The organism is Ruminococcus sp. AF31-8BH, from assembly GCF_003460605.1.
GTDB lineage: Bacteria > Bacillota > Clostridia > Lachnospirales > Lachnospiraceae > Blautia_A > Blautia_A acetigignens.
In genome coordinates, this window is record NZ_QTVN01000006.1 from 204986 (window position 1) to 219988 (window position 15003).

Annotated in this window: 13 protein-coding genes and 1 tRNA gene; 1 reads left to right on the forward strand and 13 read right to left on the reverse strand. The window is 44.5% G+C overall.

All coding sequences use genetic code 11. The features are described 5' to 3' along the window. Nucleotides 1-201: 201 nt before the first annotated feature. The 3 genes from DWZ38_RS09665 to DWZ38_RS09670 form a co-directional block, all read right to left on the reverse strand. Nucleotides 202-1017 carry a hypothetical protein gene (locus DWZ38_RS09665; RefSeq protein ID WP_021924600.1) on the reverse strand — a complete coding sequence of 272 codons (816 nt, stop codon included), beginning with the start codon at nt 1015-1017 and terminating at the stop codon, nt 202-204. Between the two features lie 248 nt (nt 1018-1265). Continuing rightward, nucleotides 1266-1397 carry a hypothetical protein gene (locus tag DWZ38_RS23100; protein WP_262579873.1) on the reverse strand — a complete coding sequence of 44 codons (132 nt, stop codon included), beginning with the start codon at nt 1395-1397 and terminating at the stop codon, nt 1266-1268. Further along, nucleotides 1369-2907 (reverse strand): LCP family protein, encoded by a 1539-nt coding sequence (locus DWZ38_RS09670; protein WP_117852106.1) that lies wholly within the window; start codon nt 2905-2907, stop codon nt 1369-1371. The genes DWZ38_RS23100 and DWZ38_RS09670 overlap by 29 nt, the downstream gene beginning before the upstream one ends. Nucleotides 2908-3189: 282 nt before the next feature. Here DWZ38_RS09670 and DWZ38_RS09675 point away from each other — a divergent pair, with 282 nt between their 5' ends. Beyond that, nucleotides 3190-4071: a homocysteine S-methyltransferase family protein gene (locus DWZ38_RS09675; protein WP_117852109.1), complete on the forward strand. Its 882-nt coding sequence runs from the start codon at nt 3190-3192 to the stop codon at nt 4069-4071. A 114-nt stretch (nt 4072-4185) separates the two neighbouring features. Here DWZ38_RS09675 and DWZ38_RS09680 read toward each other — a convergent pair whose 3' ends face one another. The 10 genes from DWZ38_RS09680 to DWZ38_RS09725 form a co-directional block, all read right to left on the reverse strand. Next, a complete protein-coding gene (locus DWZ38_RS09680; protein WP_117852112.1) occupies nt 4186-5340 on the reverse strand; it encodes a DUF362 domain-containing protein in 1155 nt (384 codons plus the stop codon). 12 nt (nt 5341-5352) lie between these two features. Beyond that, nucleotides 5353-6987, reverse strand: a complete 1635-nt coding sequence (gene ptsP / locus DWZ38_RS09685) for a phosphoenolpyruvate--protein phosphotransferase (RefSeq protein WP_117852115.1) — start codon at nt 6985-6987, stop codon at nt 5353-5355. A gap of 108 nt (nt 6988-7095) precedes the next feature. Next, nucleotides 7096-8124: a spermidine/putrescine ABC transporter substrate-binding protein gene (locus DWZ38_RS09690; RefSeq protein ID WP_117852118.1), complete on the reverse strand. Its 1029-nt coding sequence runs from the start codon at nt 8122-8124 to the stop codon at nt 7096-7098. 98 nt (nt 8125-8222) lie between these two features. Beyond that, nucleotides 8223-10070 carry an extracellular solute-binding protein gene (locus DWZ38_RS09695; protein ID WP_117852122.1) on the reverse strand — a complete coding sequence of 616 codons (1848 nt, stop codon included), beginning with the start codon at nt 10068-10070 and terminating at the stop codon, nt 8223-8225. A 9-nt stretch (nt 10071-10079) separates the two neighbouring features. Beyond that, complete coding sequence (locus DWZ38_RS09700; protein WP_117852125.1) at nt 10080-10901, reverse strand: ABC transporter permease; 822 nt, start codon at nt 10899-10901, stop codon at nt 10080-10082. Further along, on the reverse strand, nt 10901-11944 hold the full coding sequence (gene potA / locus DWZ38_RS09705; RefSeq protein WP_021924608.1) for a spermidine/putrescine ABC transporter ATP-binding protein: 1044 nt from the start codon (nt 11942-11944) through the stop codon (nt 10901-10903). Before potA ends, DWZ38_RS09700 begins: the two co-directional genes overlap by 1 nt. Nucleotides 11945-11976: 32 nt before the next feature. Next, nucleotides 11977-12759 carry an ABC transporter permease gene (locus DWZ38_RS09710; protein WP_021924609.1) on the reverse strand — a complete coding sequence of 261 codons (783 nt, stop codon included), beginning with the start codon at nt 12757-12759 and terminating at the stop codon, nt 11977-11979. Then, nucleotides 12756-13604 carry an ABC transporter permease gene (locus DWZ38_RS09715; protein WP_178105310.1) on the reverse strand — a complete coding sequence of 283 codons (849 nt, stop codon included), beginning with the start codon at nt 13602-13604 and terminating at the stop codon, nt 12756-12758. Before DWZ38_RS09715 ends, DWZ38_RS09710 begins: the two co-directional genes overlap by 4 nt. After that, on the reverse strand, nt 13604-14680 hold the full coding sequence (locus DWZ38_RS09720; RefSeq protein WP_117852132.1) for an ABC transporter ATP-binding protein: 1077 nt from the start codon (nt 14678-14680) through the stop codon (nt 13604-13606). Before DWZ38_RS09720 ends, DWZ38_RS09715 begins: the two co-directional genes overlap by 1 nt. A gap of 233 nt (nt 14681-14913) precedes the next feature. Continuing rightward, nucleotides 14914-14986: transfer RNA gene (locus DWZ38_RS09725), tRNA-Thr, on the reverse strand. Between the last annotated feature and the right edge of the window lie 17 nt (nt 14987-15003).

Consider the following 15003-nt stretch of genomic DNA (forward strand, 5'->3'; position numbering starts at 1 on the left):
CTTCTGGAGGAAATTCGTAATTATTTCCACTTATTCTAGGTTTTTGTTCATTTTTTTATTGTTTTTACAGGGGCATAATTCAACCAGTGCCAATTTTCACTATAAAAAAGGCAATTACTCAAAGCTTACACTCTCTTGCCCGCTTTGAATAATTACCTTTTCATTCTTTTGTTCTTTTCTTTTTGAATTCCCCTTATATTTCTACTTTATCCCCAGTTCTTTCATCAACTGTTTCCTGTACTCTTCATCCTTTGTGGCACGTATGCAATCTTCCACACGGTTGGCTGACAGTAACTTTTCTGTTAATGCTAATCCTTGTTTACGTCCAAGTTCAATTCCATCATCCATAATCATCTGTCCGAGTCTTGTCATTGTTACCGCCTCCTTTACTTCATTTAACTCTTCTCCTGTCAGGAATTTGTCCGCCAAAGTGTACAGTATTGCGGTTACTTTATCTGACAGTTCATTGTTTTCCTGTTTCAGCAGAAGAATTCCTTCTTTAATCTTATCTTTCGCTGTCATTTTACCGCCCATGAGCGGGGTCAGGGAAAGCTGTGCGAAATCTGATTCATCCCAGGGTTCTCCAGATGCCTTTTTCTTTCGAAGACGCTTAAATACCTTGTCAGCTTTCTTCTTTCCCATGTATATCGGCATTACGCGGTATGTATAGGCCCCACAGTCCAGTTTTCCCTTGGATTTCTTAATCCCGCCAGTGTAGATTACGTATGTAATTACCTTTTTCCCTGTGTTATGGGAAAATAAAGCTTCATAAGAATGAAAGCGCCTCAAATCCTTGTTCTCTGAACTGTTTGTACTCTGAAATTCTATATGGATATACAAATCTTCCGTAGTTTTGAATGTAAAATCCATATACAATTCGTTTATCGTCAACTCTATCAGCTCTGTTGGCAGAATGTCCTCATAAGTATAATCAATTCCGATCAGCTTTAGTATATGCTCCTGAAAATATTTTACTCCCATTTTCAGCAGAGCATCTTCGTGTTTCGCATTTGGCATGAGATTTCTCCTTTTTTATTTCGTATCGTTATCTCATGTACTTTAAAAGCATTCTCAGAATGTATGTTCCTACTTCAGTGCTATTCACTGAAATTTCTTCATTTGTAAGGTGCGTAAAATGTATTTTCACCTGCCTTTCTTTCGACAATTCTATATTACCAGATTTCCATCAGAAAATCATCCCGCAATCCGAAAATCTGCTAATAAAAATGAGGCAGATCAAATAGATAGTGATCTGCCCCGGTTTCTCATTTTATTTTTTCTCTGCTGCCTAAATACTTTATGCTATCGACTTCTCTTATTGATTCCTCTGTAGCTGTTTCATCTGCGACTACTATATCAGCAGTTACATCAGTTTGCCTCTGTACTGGCAGTTCCATCTGCCTCGTCCTGTGTAACAATCTCACCATTACGTACCTTCGCCATAAGGTCTTTCGCCTTATCAACAGTACTGTAATCCGGTACCATAACATAAGCCTTCTGGCTCATGGAGTATGGCTTCTCGGTTGCACCGGTTCCATCCACACTGTAGGAAACAATCGTCCAATCACCGCCGCCTGCAAGCTGCTGCTGGAGAAGCTGTGCAATTTCTTCGTAGGTAATATTGGTACCAAAGCATCCGTCCAAGCTGGAAAGGATGGAAGAATAGCTGGTAAGGATTTCCGGAGAAAGTGCTTTATCCACAACGCCTTTGATCACTGCCATCTGGTTCTTGCCTCTCTGGCGGTCACCCTCCTGGAACGCATATCGCTCTCTTGAGAATACAAGGGCCTGTTCTCCGTTTACATAGTTCGCTCCCTGATTGAAGTGGTATCCTGTAATATTCTTGGAATCAAAGTCATAATCTGAATATACAGTAATTCCGCCTAATGCATCAATTACCTTCACAAATCCACCGAAGTTGATCCTAAAGTAATAGTTGATATCAACATCATACAGCATTCCCAGGGTGTTCATACAAACATCAATTCCATAGATACCTGCATGTGTCAGCTTATCCGGTGCTCCGTTTGAAATGGAAAGCGGCACATAGTAATCACGGGGTGTGGAAACAAGAAGAATCTCACGGGTGTCTGTATTGATAGTCGCAATGATATTTACATCGCTTCGGCTCTTAGCTGTCATCTCGCCGCGGGTATCAATACCGCTGAGGTAAATGGTATAAACCTTACCGCCTCTGGAGGTGGTTATCGGCTCTGCTGTCTGAGTATCGCCACTGCCATCAGAGGATGTATTATTTACCTCAATCTCACTTTCCACATCAACGGTTCCAACCTGTTTTACCTTTGACTCAAAATCTGCATACCCGTCCATTTCCTCAAGAACATCCAGATATGCGTTATTCAGAATAATCGCACCTACTTCATTTTTGTAAAGTCCGTCTGCCAGCTCGGTAAGTCCGGCGTACTCTGTGGTCTGTACTGCTGTGCCAAACTGACTGTTCAGATGGTTTACAGCACCGTCCGTGTTCTCACGGTCAAGAGAGGACAAAATACCAAAATTGTATCCTGCAGTTGCTTCAACAGAATCCGCAGCATCGTCACTTCTTACATAAACTGCAATCTGGGTTACCTCTGTATTAACGCCGGAAATGCCGCTTAATGCATCTCTTGTCTTATTAATATAAAAACTGCCAAGGGCAAGAACTGCAACCAAAAGCACTGCAAGTATGGTACCTGCTATAAATCTGCCCTTATGTCTGAAATGCCATACCAGCAGCCAGATCACAGCGGTAAACAATACCAATACAATGCCTATGATCAGCATATAAATCGTGGGAACCATCTTAGTCATTGCAAGAAGTCCCATGAAAACAACAGAAAGCATAAGTACAATGATCGTGATCACTGCGCCTGGAATCCAGTCGTTTCTTCTTCTCCTTCTACTCATCGTGTAACTCCTTTTCTTATAGTCATTCATCGTTACTGTTCACGGAATGAACAGTAACCTTTTATCAGAACATAGCATATATTTTATATGCTGACAACTGGAAAATCAAGTCAAATAGTGATATAATGCAAAAGATTTATATTTATTTTTTTATGAAAACGTTATAATTTCCAGGACGCGGATGGGACTATGACGAAATCTACCGTATCCGGCAGAACTATATCATGTATACCCGGACAATGGGCAAGAAAATGTTCTGCCAATCTAAGGAGGAATTATCATATGACAAAACAGGATTTTCAGACACTTACACAGAATGTTGTTCTTCTTGATGGAGCTACAGGTTCTAATCTGATGGCTGCCGGCATGCCAAAGGGCGTCTGCACAGAGGAGTGGGTACTGGCACATAAGGATGTATTCCAGGCCCTTCAGAGAGGCTATGTAGAAGCGGGAAGCGATATTATCTATGCTCCTACCTTTGGTGGTAATCGCATAAATCTCACCATGCATCATCTTCAGGATCAGATAAAAGAGATCAACACCCGCCTGGTGTCTTATTCCAGGGAGGTGGCAGACGCAGCTTCCCGCAAGGTTTATGTTGCTGCTGACATTACCACTAGCGGTAAGATGATGGAGCCTGCCGGAGATATGACCTATGAGGCCGCTTTCGAAATGTACCGGGAGCAGATTGAAATTCTGAAAAATGCAGGAGTTGACCTGATTATTGCAGAAACCATGATCAATATCGAAGAGACTCTTGCTGCTGTAGATGCTGCTTCCACAGTCTGCCAGCTTCCGATTATGTGTACTATGACTGTAGATGCTGACGGAAGTATTTTCAGCGGTGGAAATGCCATTGAAGCTGCTGTTTCTCTGGAGGCTGCAGGCGCTGATGCAGTAGGTGTAAACTGTTCCGTTGGTCCGGACCAGCTGATTTCTGTTATTCGAAACATCCGCGAGAATGTTTCCATTCCGGTTATCGCCAAGCCCAATGCAGGAATGCCTTTCATTGATGATCAGGGAAATGCCGTATATTCTATGAAAGCCCCGGATTTTGCGAAGCACATCAAGGCACTGATTGATGCGGGCGCTGGCATTGTAGGCGGATGCTGCGGCACCACACCGGAATACATTAAAGAAGTAGCAACTATATTAGAGCGGTAATTTGTAAAAGCAGCAATAGGATAGCTGGTGAATCCAGATGTGCTACTGCTGCTTTTCATGTTAAAGTTCTTATTTTTCCTTAGATGCAAGAAGTGCTCTCAAACGAGCATTCAATCACTTCACCTTAATCGCCTTCTTCGGGCACATCTCCTGACAGCAGAAGCATCGGATACACTTTTTATAATCATATACCGGCGGATTCTCTTTTCCTTTTCGGAAAGCCACAGCTTTACCGGGAACAGGGCAGCTGTTTACGCAAATGCCGCAGCGAATACATTTCTCCGGTTCGATATAGGGCTTCTTCTGGAAAATATTCAGGGCTTTGGCTAATTTTGTCCAGACATTGCTGCGTATCTGAATACGGTCCACATTGAAATCCGGTTTTCCGTACCGGCAAACCAAGTCCTCCATGGATACAGGCTGTTTCGAATGCATGGCATCTGCCACCACAATCTCAATATTCTCTTCCCGGCAGTGTCCAAGTCCCATCTTTTCCCCATGATAGTTTGTTGGTACCATCTCCGGCTTCAGATACACCAGCCTTGCAAACACGCTGTCCAGTGCCACCGGATCTGTGGACATAAGGATCACATTCATTGCAATTGGATCTCCGGACCCTGGACCGTTGCCTTCCATTGCTGTGATTCCATCCATAATATAAAGCCTCGGCTTCACATATTGATTCAGATCGATCAGCATACGCGCAAAGCTGTCTGCACTTGGATATTTTGTATGGCCGATTGCCTTATTTTTCCCATAGATGAAGCCATAGCTGTTTTTTACAGCACCTGTGATCCGTTCTAGGGCATGGGTTTTCATTTTGGAAAGGGAAATGACGCAGTCTGCCTCCAGAAGCTCCTTTGGGAGAATAAATTCCCTGGCCTGAATCCCCTGGGGATAATCTACATGCACTCCTTTGGTATAGTCAATGGCCGGAATCTCGTATTTTTCCAGGTAGGTATCCATGCCGGTTCCCTGGATCACCTGTCTGGTGGTTCCGTGACCGCAGGAATCTGCAAGGACAATGTTGGCATAGCCTTCCTCCCGTAAAACTCTGGCAAAGGCACCAACTACCACAGGATGGGTGATCACTGCCTTTTCTACTTCTGCCTTCTTCAAAAGATTGGGCTTAAGCAGAAGCTTCTCTTCTTTTCCAATCAGTGCTTCAAGCCCACCAAGTTCCTTCAGACCAGCTTTTAAAAGATTATAGATTTTTTCTTCCTCATATGCCTCACAAGGAAGCACAACTACTTTACTTTTTTTATTCATGCACAATGTCCTTTATTCATCTTCATTTTTCACCCGCGCAGCTCGCAGTGCCTTTCTCACCGGCAAAATACATGCCGGTACCACAGACAATGCGTCTACACCCATCCGCAGAAAGGTCTCTGTCAGCCTTGTATCTGCTGCCAGCTCACCGCAGAGACAAACCTTACAGTTCTCTTTGTGTCCTGCATCTATAATCATTTTGATCATACGCACAACCGCCGGATGATGATCGTCATATTTCTTCTGAAGCAAAGGATTCTGGCGATCCATGGCTAGAGTATACTGGGTCAGGTCATTGGTTCCGATTCCAAGGAAATCCACACGTCTGGCAAGCTCCTCCCCAATCATTACGGCCGCAGGAGTTTCCATCATAATACCGGTTCGGATATTTTTAAAAGGAATCCCCTCACCGGTCAGCTCAGCCTTCACCTCCCGGATCAGTTCCTCAATCGCATCCATTTCCTCCTCTTCACTGATCATCGGATACATCATCCCCAGATTTCCGTACCAGCTTGCACGGTAAATGGCGCGAATCTGTGTTTTAAACAGATTTTTCCGGTCCAGGCAAAAACGGATTCCACGATTGCCCATAAGAGGATTTGTTTCCTGAGGAATCTCCAGGTAGGCTGCCTGTTTGTCTGCACCAAGATCAGCTGTTCGAATGACCACCAGACGATCCCCCATGGTCTGTGCCGTCTTCTTGTATGCCTGGAAAAGCTCTTCCTCTCCCGGGTAGCTCTCTCTTCCCAGGTATTGGAACTCACTTCGAAGCAGTCCGATTCCCCTTGCGCCATAATAAAGCGCACTGTTCAGGTCATCCAGACTTCCGATATTTGCATAAATTCCTACTTCCTTGCCATCCAGGGTGATGTCTTTTTCATCCTTTAGCTTCAAAAGAGCTTCCCGCTCCACAATATCCGCTTTTCTGCGGATTTCGTATTCCCTTCTCACCTCACGGTCCGGTTCCAGATAAAGAGTTCCGGTATAACCATCGATTATGGCAACTGTATCCTCCCATTCCTCTTCGGATGCGGGAATTCCTACTCCTGTTACACAGGGAATATCCATGCTTTTGGCAAGGATTGCTGTATGAGAGGTTGCAGAGCCTTTACGTGTCACAATGCCAAGAAGCTTGTCCTTATCCATCTCCATCAGTTCAGCCGGAGACAGGGCATCTGCAGCCAGAATTACCGGCTCCTCACCCAGATTGATTTTTTTCTCTTCTTTTCCCAGGATTTCCAGAAAGAGGTCTGAAACCCTGCTTACATTGTGAATCCGTTCTTTTATAGACGGATCCTTCAGATTGCTAAACGTGCCATTTAACTCGTCCCGTGTGGTCTGCACTGCATAGGCAGCAGTTACCTTTTCGCCGCTTATCATGCTCTGTACCGCCCGAAGAAAGCTGCCGGAGCCAAGAAGCTCAGCCTGCTCAAGTACCTGATGTTCAATAGCTTCTGAGATTCCTGCGCTATCATATTCTTCCTTCAGGGTCTGCATCACATGTCTTCTTGCTATATCAAAATTACGCTGTTCCGTCTTTATATCATCTGCCTGATGCTGTCGGAGCTGATATTCTCCTTTTTGGTAAAACCGTATTTTTCCGATGGCAATTCCCGCAAATGCGGAAGCACCCTTGTATATTTCCATGTTGTTCTCCCTTTAGCGAATAGGAAAGGCAGACTCAAAAGCCTGCCTCTACAAACTGTTGCTTTTGTATCAATTATACAACGCAACTCTTTTTAATGCAATTTTGAATTAATCACAAGCCGCCTTAAATTCCGTCCAGTTCTTATTATACTGCTCCTCTGCCTTTGCATTTACATTCTTGATGCTTTCGCCGCTGGTTACGCTGTCCGGCACTACCAGGTTCTCATCTACCAGCTGGTCAGCCGCCTTGTTTGTGCAGTAGTATCCAATATAATCAAAGCACTCTGCTGCAATCTCAGGTCTTAAAATATAATCCACAAACTGATATGCCGCCTCAGCATTAGGTGCAGCACTTGGAATGAACATGCCCATTACGCCAAATCCAAGACCCTCTTCCGGGTAAACCACCTTCAGCTCCGGATCCTCTGCAAGAGCTGCTGTTACCTGGGAAGTATAAAGGAGCGCCACAGATGCCTCACCGTTCAGAAGCGCATTCTGGGTATTGTCATCCTGGATCATACGAATATTAGGTGCCAGCTCCACAAGCTTTTCACCGGCCTCCTTAATCGTATCCACATCCTCCTCATTCATGCTTTTCCCCATGGTAAGAAGTGTGATTCCATTGATAACACGATAGTTGGCAATCAATGCCACACTGTCCTCAAGGGACGGATCCCACAGATCCTTATAGCCCTTAATGTCCAGCTCCACCTCATCCGGATCGTAAACGATCAGCGGGATTCCTGCGCCGTAGGGTACGGTGTACTCATCATTTTCATCATAGAACTGTCCCTGGTAAAGAGGGTTGATGTTATCCCAATTGGAAATTTTTTCCTTGTCAAGCTTAGTGGCAAGGCCTTCCTCTATAATTTTCTCAAGGATATAATCGTCTGCAATTACCACATCATAATCTCCGCCCTTTGCCATGGAAACCTTCTCAAGCATGGTTTCATCTGTGTCAAAATTGGAGTATACAATCTTGCATCCTGTCTCTTCCTCAAAGCCATCCAGAACCTCCTGAGGAAACATTCCCTCCCAGGTGTAAAGAACCAGCTCAGAATCAGCTGCATATACAGGTGCCACGCTGCCGCATACTGCTGCCACTGTTAAAATTGCTGCAAGTAACTTTTTCTTCATAGTCGATCTCCTTTTTCGTCTTACGGTTTCCCGCTGCCTGCCCCGTCAGCTTTTGAAAGTGCTGCTGCATCTGCCCAGGTGACGGGGCTTACCTGCATTTACTCGGCCTTGATCTTGGTCCACAGCTCTGCGTATTTCTGCTTGATCTTCGGCTCCTGATAGCGGAAAATCTCACTGTTAGGATTCTCGAAATCCGGAATATAAGAAGAAACGCCCTCATACTCACCACTGATCATGGTCTCGTAAACACTCTTTACAGGAGAAGTATAACCTACTTCTTCCGTATTGGAAAGAGCAGATTTTTCTTCCAGCATAAAATTAATAAACTGATGGGCCAGCTCCACCTCGCTGCAGTCTCTTGTGATTACCATCGCATCATACCAGTTATTGGTTCCCTGTCCCGGTGTGAAATAGTCCATATTCGGATTTTCACTGATAATATAGGAAGCATCTCCGGAATAAACTACTGCCATTGCCTTATTGCCGGAAATCATATTATCGATCACATCATCACCTGCATAAATAGGATCCATGGTGTTTCTCTGATTAACCAGCCACTGATAAGCCTCCTGAATCTGTTTTTCATCCGTTGTGTTCATGGAATATCCAAGGGCCTTTAAGGCTATCATAAAGGAATCTCGCTCAGAATCATACATGTAAATATTTCCTTTATACTTGGTATCACAAAGAATCTCCCAGCCCTCCTGAAGATCTGCCGGATCTACCACCGTCTTATCATACAGAATTCCTACTGTTCCCCAGAAATACGGGCAGGAATAACGGTTGCCCGGATCATAGCTCTTATTCATAACCTCTTTCATCAGATTCGCCTTATTGGGAATCTGATCCCAGTCAATATGCTGGAGATAATCCTCTTTGATCAGACGCTCGATCATATAATCGGAAGGTACCAGCACATCATAGGATTCACCGCCGGACAGCTTGGTGTACATCATCTCATTGGACTCAAAGGTCTCATACACCACAGTACAGTTATATTCCTCCTCAAACTCTTTAAGAAGTGCAAGATCAATATATTCTCCTGCATTATACACCTTCAGCACATGGCTCTCTCCTGCTGCACCGCCGCATTTTGCAAGGCCAAAGCCAAGAGCCGCCACTACCAGAAGTGCGATCACACGCTGAATCTTTTTCGTATGCTTACTTGCATGCTTCTCAAGAATCGGCGGAAGCATATTTGCGAAAACAAGTACCAGAATAATAACCACGATTACAATAGTAGACAAGGCATTAATGGTAGGATTGATTCGCTTGGTCATATTGTAGACAACAATAGAAATATTTTTCACACCGTTGCCGGATACAAAATAAGAAATTACAAAATCATCAAAGGACATGGTAAACGCAAGCAAGGCGCCGGCGAAAATACCGTCCTTGATCATAGGCACAATTACCTTTGTCAATGCCTGGAAGGGTGTTGCTCCAAGATCCATTGCCGCATTTGCCAGGTTGGGATCCAGACTTCTTACCTTTGGATAAACACTGGTGATAACATATGGCGTACAAAAGGAAATATGCGCCAGCAGCATGGTGATGTATCCCTTGCGAAAGCCCAGTGAGGAAAAAAGAAGCATCAGTCCGATGGCTGTTACAATATCCGGGTTAAGGATCGGCAGGTTATTAATATTTAAAAGTGTTTCCTTTAACACCTTCCGTGATTTGGAAAGCCCGATGGCTGTAATAGTTCCAAGAACGGTAGAGATCACAGTTGCCAGGATGGCAATCGTCACAGATACGTAAACCGCCTTGCTGACTTCTGTATTATGAAGCAGCTCGGTATACCATCTCATGGAAAATCCCGTAAATTTAGTCAGGGATTTCGATGAGTTAAAGGAAAAAATCATGGTCACCAGAATTGGCAGGTAAAAAAACACCAGGCAGATGGCCACGTAAAATCTCTGAAAAAAGCTTGTCTTCTTCTGCATGATACCCTCCTACTCTCCTTTTTCCTTATCCATTCGCTTCATAAGACTCATGGAAAGCAAAATGATCACTGCCAGGATCATAGAAATGGCACTTCCGAAGTTCCAGTCTCCAACAGAGATAAACTGGGATTCGATCAGGTTACCGATCAGCATGTACTGTCCCCCTCCCAGAAGCTTGGGAATAACGAAGGAGGAAATGGCAAGAAGGAATACCATCATAATACCGTTTACTACCCCAGGCAGAGACAGCTTCCAGATCACCTTCCAGAAGGTCTGGAACCGGTTTGCACCAAGATCGTAGGCAGCCTCGATCAGGGACTTGTCCATTTTATTTAAGGATGTATGGATCGGAATGATCATAAAGGGCATAAAGTTACAGATCAGACCAAGCATTACGGAAAAATCAGTATACATCATATTGATAGGTCCCAGTCCGATTTTTGCCAAAAGGTTATTGATGATTCCGTTATCTGACAAAAGGTTCATCCATGCATAGGTACGAAGCAGCATGTTGATCCACATGGGAATCGTAACCAGCATGATCAGAAGGCCCTGCATTTTTTCAGAGCATCTTGCAATGATCAGGGCAAGGGGATAACCCAGCACCAGACAGATAAAGGTGGTAAGCAGTCCCAGCCAGAAGGATTTCAGGATAACATTTAAATAAGTAGCTTCCAGAAACTTGGCAAAGTTTCCCCAGGTGAAGGAAAGAGTCATAACTTCATTTCCTTCTGTGGTAAATGCATACAGGGCAATGAGAAACAGTGGGATTACAAGGATTATGATTGCCCATATAAAATACGGAATAATAAGTCGTTTAAACTGTTTCATTAATATGCTCCCATTCTGTACATAACATGAATATCTTCTGGTCCGAATTTCAGTCCTACCTGGCGGCCCACCTCCGCATAATCAGTAGTCTGAACCTTATAGGTACGCAGCTCTGTCTCCACAAGGATTTCGTAGTGTACACCCTTGAAGGTAACATTTCGTACCACACCGTTTAACTTAGCCTGAGATGGCTCTACAATATCCAGATCCTCCGGACGAAGCACAACCTCAATTTCTTCATTGTCTTCAAAGCCTTTGTCCACACACTCAAATTCAAATCCGTCAAACTGCACCAGGAAATCCTTTATCATAATTCCTTCAATGATATTGGACTCTCCAATGAAGCTTGCTACAAAACGGTTTTCCGGCTCATTATAAATATCAGTAGGCGCACCGATCTGCTGAATTTCACCGTTATTCATAACTACCACTGTATCAGACATGGAGAGTGCCTCCTCCTGATCATGTGTGACATAAATGAATGTGATTCCAACCTCCTGCTGGATTTTTTTCAGCTCGATCTGCATCTGCTTACGGATCTTGGCATCAAGGGCACCTAAAGGCTCATCAAGAAGAAGGATCTTCGGCTCATTTACAAGAGCCCTGGCAATGGCAACTCGCTGCTGCTGTCCGCCGGAAAGCAGAGTAACATCTCTTTTTTCAAAGCCCTCAAGGCCTACCATTTTCAGCATTTTGCTTACCTTCTGGCTGATAACCGTCTTATCCACCTTTTTCAGGTTCAGACCAAATCCAATATTATCTGCCACATTCAGATGGGGAAAAAGAGCATATTTCTGGAAAACAGTGTTTACCTCTCTTTTATATGGAGGAAGCTTAGAAATCTCAATGCCGTTAAACAATACTTCTCCGCCGCTTGGCTCCTCAAATCCTGCAATGATTCGAAGGGTAGTAGTTTTTCCGCAGCCACTTGGTCCCAGAAGGGTGAGAAACTCGTTCTCATAAATGTCCAGATTGATTCCGCGAAGAACCTGCTGGTCATCAAAGTTTTTTGTAAGGTTTTTCAACTCAATGAGTTTATTCATTTGTTTTCTCCTTTCCGTAGACAACCATTGCCCTACCTAAGCTTCCTGTAAAGCTTTCTCACAAGAGAATAGACAAGAAGGAGCAATACTGTAAAAGCCAGCATAATCGTACACAGGGCATTGATTTCCGGTGTCACACCGGTTTTTATCTGAGTGTACACCTTGATCGGCAAGGTGGACAGTCTCGGACCATTAATAAAAATACTGATCACCACATCGTCCATGGACATGGCAAATGCAAGTAATGAGCCAGATGCCACAGCCGGCATAATAAGGGGCAGGGTGATGTCAAAAAAGGCTCTAAGGGAAGTCGCACCAAGGTCTCTTGCGGCTTCCTCAAGGGAAGGGTCCATGCCTACAAGCCTTGCCTTTACTTCCATCAATATATAGGGAATGCAAAATACCGTATGGCCGATAAGCAGGGTCAGCATTCCAAAGGGCAGGTTCAGCATATAAAAAAATGCCATCAGCACCATGCCCAGAATAATTTCCGGTATCATAAGGGGCAAAATAGAGATGTACTCAAGTGCGCCCTTTGTTTTCCAATGGATTCGTGACAGTCCCACTGCTCCCATGGTTCCGATCACCGCGGAAACCGCACAGCTGGCAGCTCCCAGGATCAAACTGTTTACAAGTGCTTCTTGCATGTCACGATCTGCAAACAGCTTCTGATACCACTGCAGGGAAAATCCGGTCAGCCGTACAGGAAGCTTGGATTCATTAAAGGAAAAAATGATCACAACTGCCACCGGCAGATACATCAGCAAAAAAACAATACCCAGGTAGATTTTTTCGAAACGTGTGCTTTTTTTCATCCCAGCCCCTCCACTTCTTTGGCATTGGTAACCTTACGGTACAAAAGGATCATCAAGGTGGTAAGGATCATCATGATCACTGCCAGGGCTGCTGCAAAGGGCCAGTTATTTCCCCTGGTCATCTGATCCTGGATCAGGCTTCCTACCAGCACCACTTTATTTCCGCCCAGAATATCTGCTATGAAAAACAGCCCCATGGATGGGATAAAGGTCAGAATCACACCTGACAAAAGTCCGGGCAGGGTCAGCTTAAAGCTAACCGTCCAAAAGGCTTTTATTTTGCCGGCACCAAGATCCCGGGCTGCCTCCACCAAAGACCAGTCCAGCTTTTCCGCACTGGAATATACAGACAAGATCATAAAAGGCAGCAGCACATAAATCATACCGATTACAATTGCCGGGTAACTGTACATCAGCTTCAAAGGCTTCTCGATCAGGCCAAGCTTCTTCAGAAGGAAATTCAGAAGTCCTTTTTTCTGAAGAATAATGATCCAGCCATAAAGACGGATCAGGGAATTCACCCAGAAGGGAAGCATAAGAAGCAGCATGGCTTTCTTTTTGCCGCCGGCCGGCAGCTTCGCCATATAATAGCCAAAAGGATAGCCGATCAGTGTTATAAACAGGGTGCTTGTAAAAGCAAGCTGAAAGGACTGGGCAAATGTATTCAGATATACAGGCTCTAATAGCTTTCTGTAATTATCCAGTGTAAAAATCCACTGTACCCCGTGAACTTCTCCGGGAGTGGCAAAGCTTAAAGCAACCATATAGAGAAGTGGGCAGGCTACAAATATCAGGGTAAAAATATATAAAGGAAGAATCATCCATATCCGGCTTTTTTTGCCCATCAGTTTATACCTCCCTTAGGACGGTCCACCAAAACCGCAGCCTTCGGTTCAAAGCGCCAGCAAATCTGCTGTCCCGGCTGAATGTCTGCATTCATACCGAAGCGGCTGGCTGTAACCTCATCACCATTTGGCAGGGTAAGTAAAACCCTGAGCTGCCCTGCTGCAAAATTTTTCTCCTTCACAGTGGCATGCAAGTTGCCATTTTCCTCCAGCAGAATGTTTTCACCACGAAGGGCAACCGTAACGTTTTCCCCGACATTTACCTTTTCCTCTGTATCAATAGAAGCCACTTCATCTCCCAGCTTCACTTTTATGTGGTGCCCGTTTTTCTCTGCTACAGTTCCCTTGAGAATATTGGCATTTCCTACAAAGGCAGCCACATAGCTGGTCTTCGGATGATTATAAATTTCATCCGGTGTTCCGATCTGCTCAAATTGCCCCTGATTCATTACCACGATCCGGTCAGACATATTGATGGCCTCCTCCTGATCATGGGTAATATAAATAAAAGTAATTCCCAGCTTCTTCTGCAAACGCTTCAGCTCCAGCTGCATGGTACGGCGAAGCTGCAGATCCAGTGCTCCAAGGGGTTCATCCAGAAGCAACACTCTCGGATTATTTGCCAGTGCTCTGGCAATTGCCACTCTCTGTTTCTGACCGCCGGAAAGCTCTGAGGGCTTTCGCTTCTCATACCCCTCCAGCTGCACAAGCTCCAGCATCTCTTTCACCTTTTTCTTAATCTCAGCCTTGGGAGCCTTACGGATTTTCAGGCCATACCCAATATTATCCGCCACATTCATGTGGGGAAAAAGGGCATAGTTCTGAAATACCGTGTTCACATCTCGCTGATTAGGTTCAAGAGCAGTCACATCCTGTCCCTCCAGCCACACACTGCCACTGTCAGGCTGCTCCAAGCCTGCGATAATACGCAAGGTGGTTGTCTTGCCGCAGCCGGAAGCACCTAGCAGGGTTACAAACTCGCCCTGCCGGATTGTAAGATTTATTCCCTGAAGAACATCCTCGCCGGGGGCAAAGCTTTTTTTCAGATTTTTTAATTCAAGAAATGAGTCAGACATTCATTCCCCTCCTCTCTGTTTTTGTGAAAAAAAATACGGGCTGCCGAAATAACGAAGCCCTTGATGGACTTCGGCATTAACATAATAAATGTTAATGCAGTGCTATTACTGCACCTTACGAAATCGGTAACCCGTATTTTCATATAATTTGCCGAAAAAAGGTACGCCAAAAGCAGGTCCGTCCTGTTCAAGGTATATTCTATCATGGAGTATACCCTTTTGCAAAATAAAAAAGCTGGAAATGAGACTCGAACTCACGACCCCTTCATTACGAGTGAAGTGCTCTACCGACTGAGCTATTCCAGCTTATATGTCGGCAGATG

Excerpts from the sequence above, each read along its gene's own strand:
- DWZ38_RS09665 (WP_021924600.1), bottom strand. The coding sequence starts at position 1,017 with ATGCCAAATGCGAAACACGAAGATGCTCTGCTGAAAATGGGAGTAAAA.
- DWZ38_RS23100 (WP_262579873.1), bottom strand. The coding sequence starts at position 1,397 with ATGGAACTGCCAGTACAGAGGCAAACTGATGTAACTGCTGATATAGTA.
- DWZ38_RS09670 (WP_117852106.1), bottom strand. The coding sequence starts at position 2,907 with ATGAGTAGAAGGAGAAGAAGAAACGACTGGATTCCAGGCGCAGTGATC.
- DWZ38_RS09675 (WP_117852109.1), top strand. The coding sequence starts at position 3,190 with ATGACAAAACAGGATTTTCAGACACTTACACAGAATGTTGTTCTTCTT.
- DWZ38_RS09680 (WP_117852112.1), bottom strand. The coding sequence starts at position 5,340 with ATGAATAAAAAAAGTAAAGTAGTTGTGCTTCCTTGTGAGGCATATGAG.
- ptsP (WP_117852115.1), bottom strand. The coding sequence starts at position 6,987 with ATGGAAATATACAAGGGTGCTTCCGCATTTGCGGGAATTGCCATCGGA.
- DWZ38_RS09690 (WP_117852118.1), bottom strand. The coding sequence starts at position 8,124 with ATGAAGAAAAAGTTACTTGCAGCAATTTTAACAGTGGCAGCAGTATGC.
- DWZ38_RS09695 (WP_117852122.1), bottom strand. The coding sequence starts at position 10,070 with ATGCAGAAGAAGACAAGCTTTTTTCAGAGATTTTACGTGGCCATCTGC.
- DWZ38_RS09700 (WP_117852125.1), bottom strand. The coding sequence starts at position 10,901 with ATGAAACAGTTTAAACGACTTATTATTCCGTATTTTATATGGGCAATC.
- potA (WP_021924608.1), bottom strand. The coding sequence starts at position 11,944 with ATGAATAAACTCATTGAGTTGAAAAACCTTACAAAAAACTTTGATGAC.
- DWZ38_RS09710 (WP_021924609.1), bottom strand. The coding sequence starts at position 12,759 with ATGAAAAAAAGCACACGTTTCGAAAAAATCTACCTGGGTATTGTTTTT.
- DWZ38_RS09715 (WP_178105310.1), bottom strand. The coding sequence starts at position 13,604 with ATGGGCAAAAAAAGCCGGATATGGATGATTCTTCCTTTATATATTTTT.
- DWZ38_RS09720 (WP_117852132.1), bottom strand. The coding sequence starts at position 14,680 with ATGTCTGACTCATTTCTTGAATTAAAAAATCTGAAAAAAAGCTTTGCC.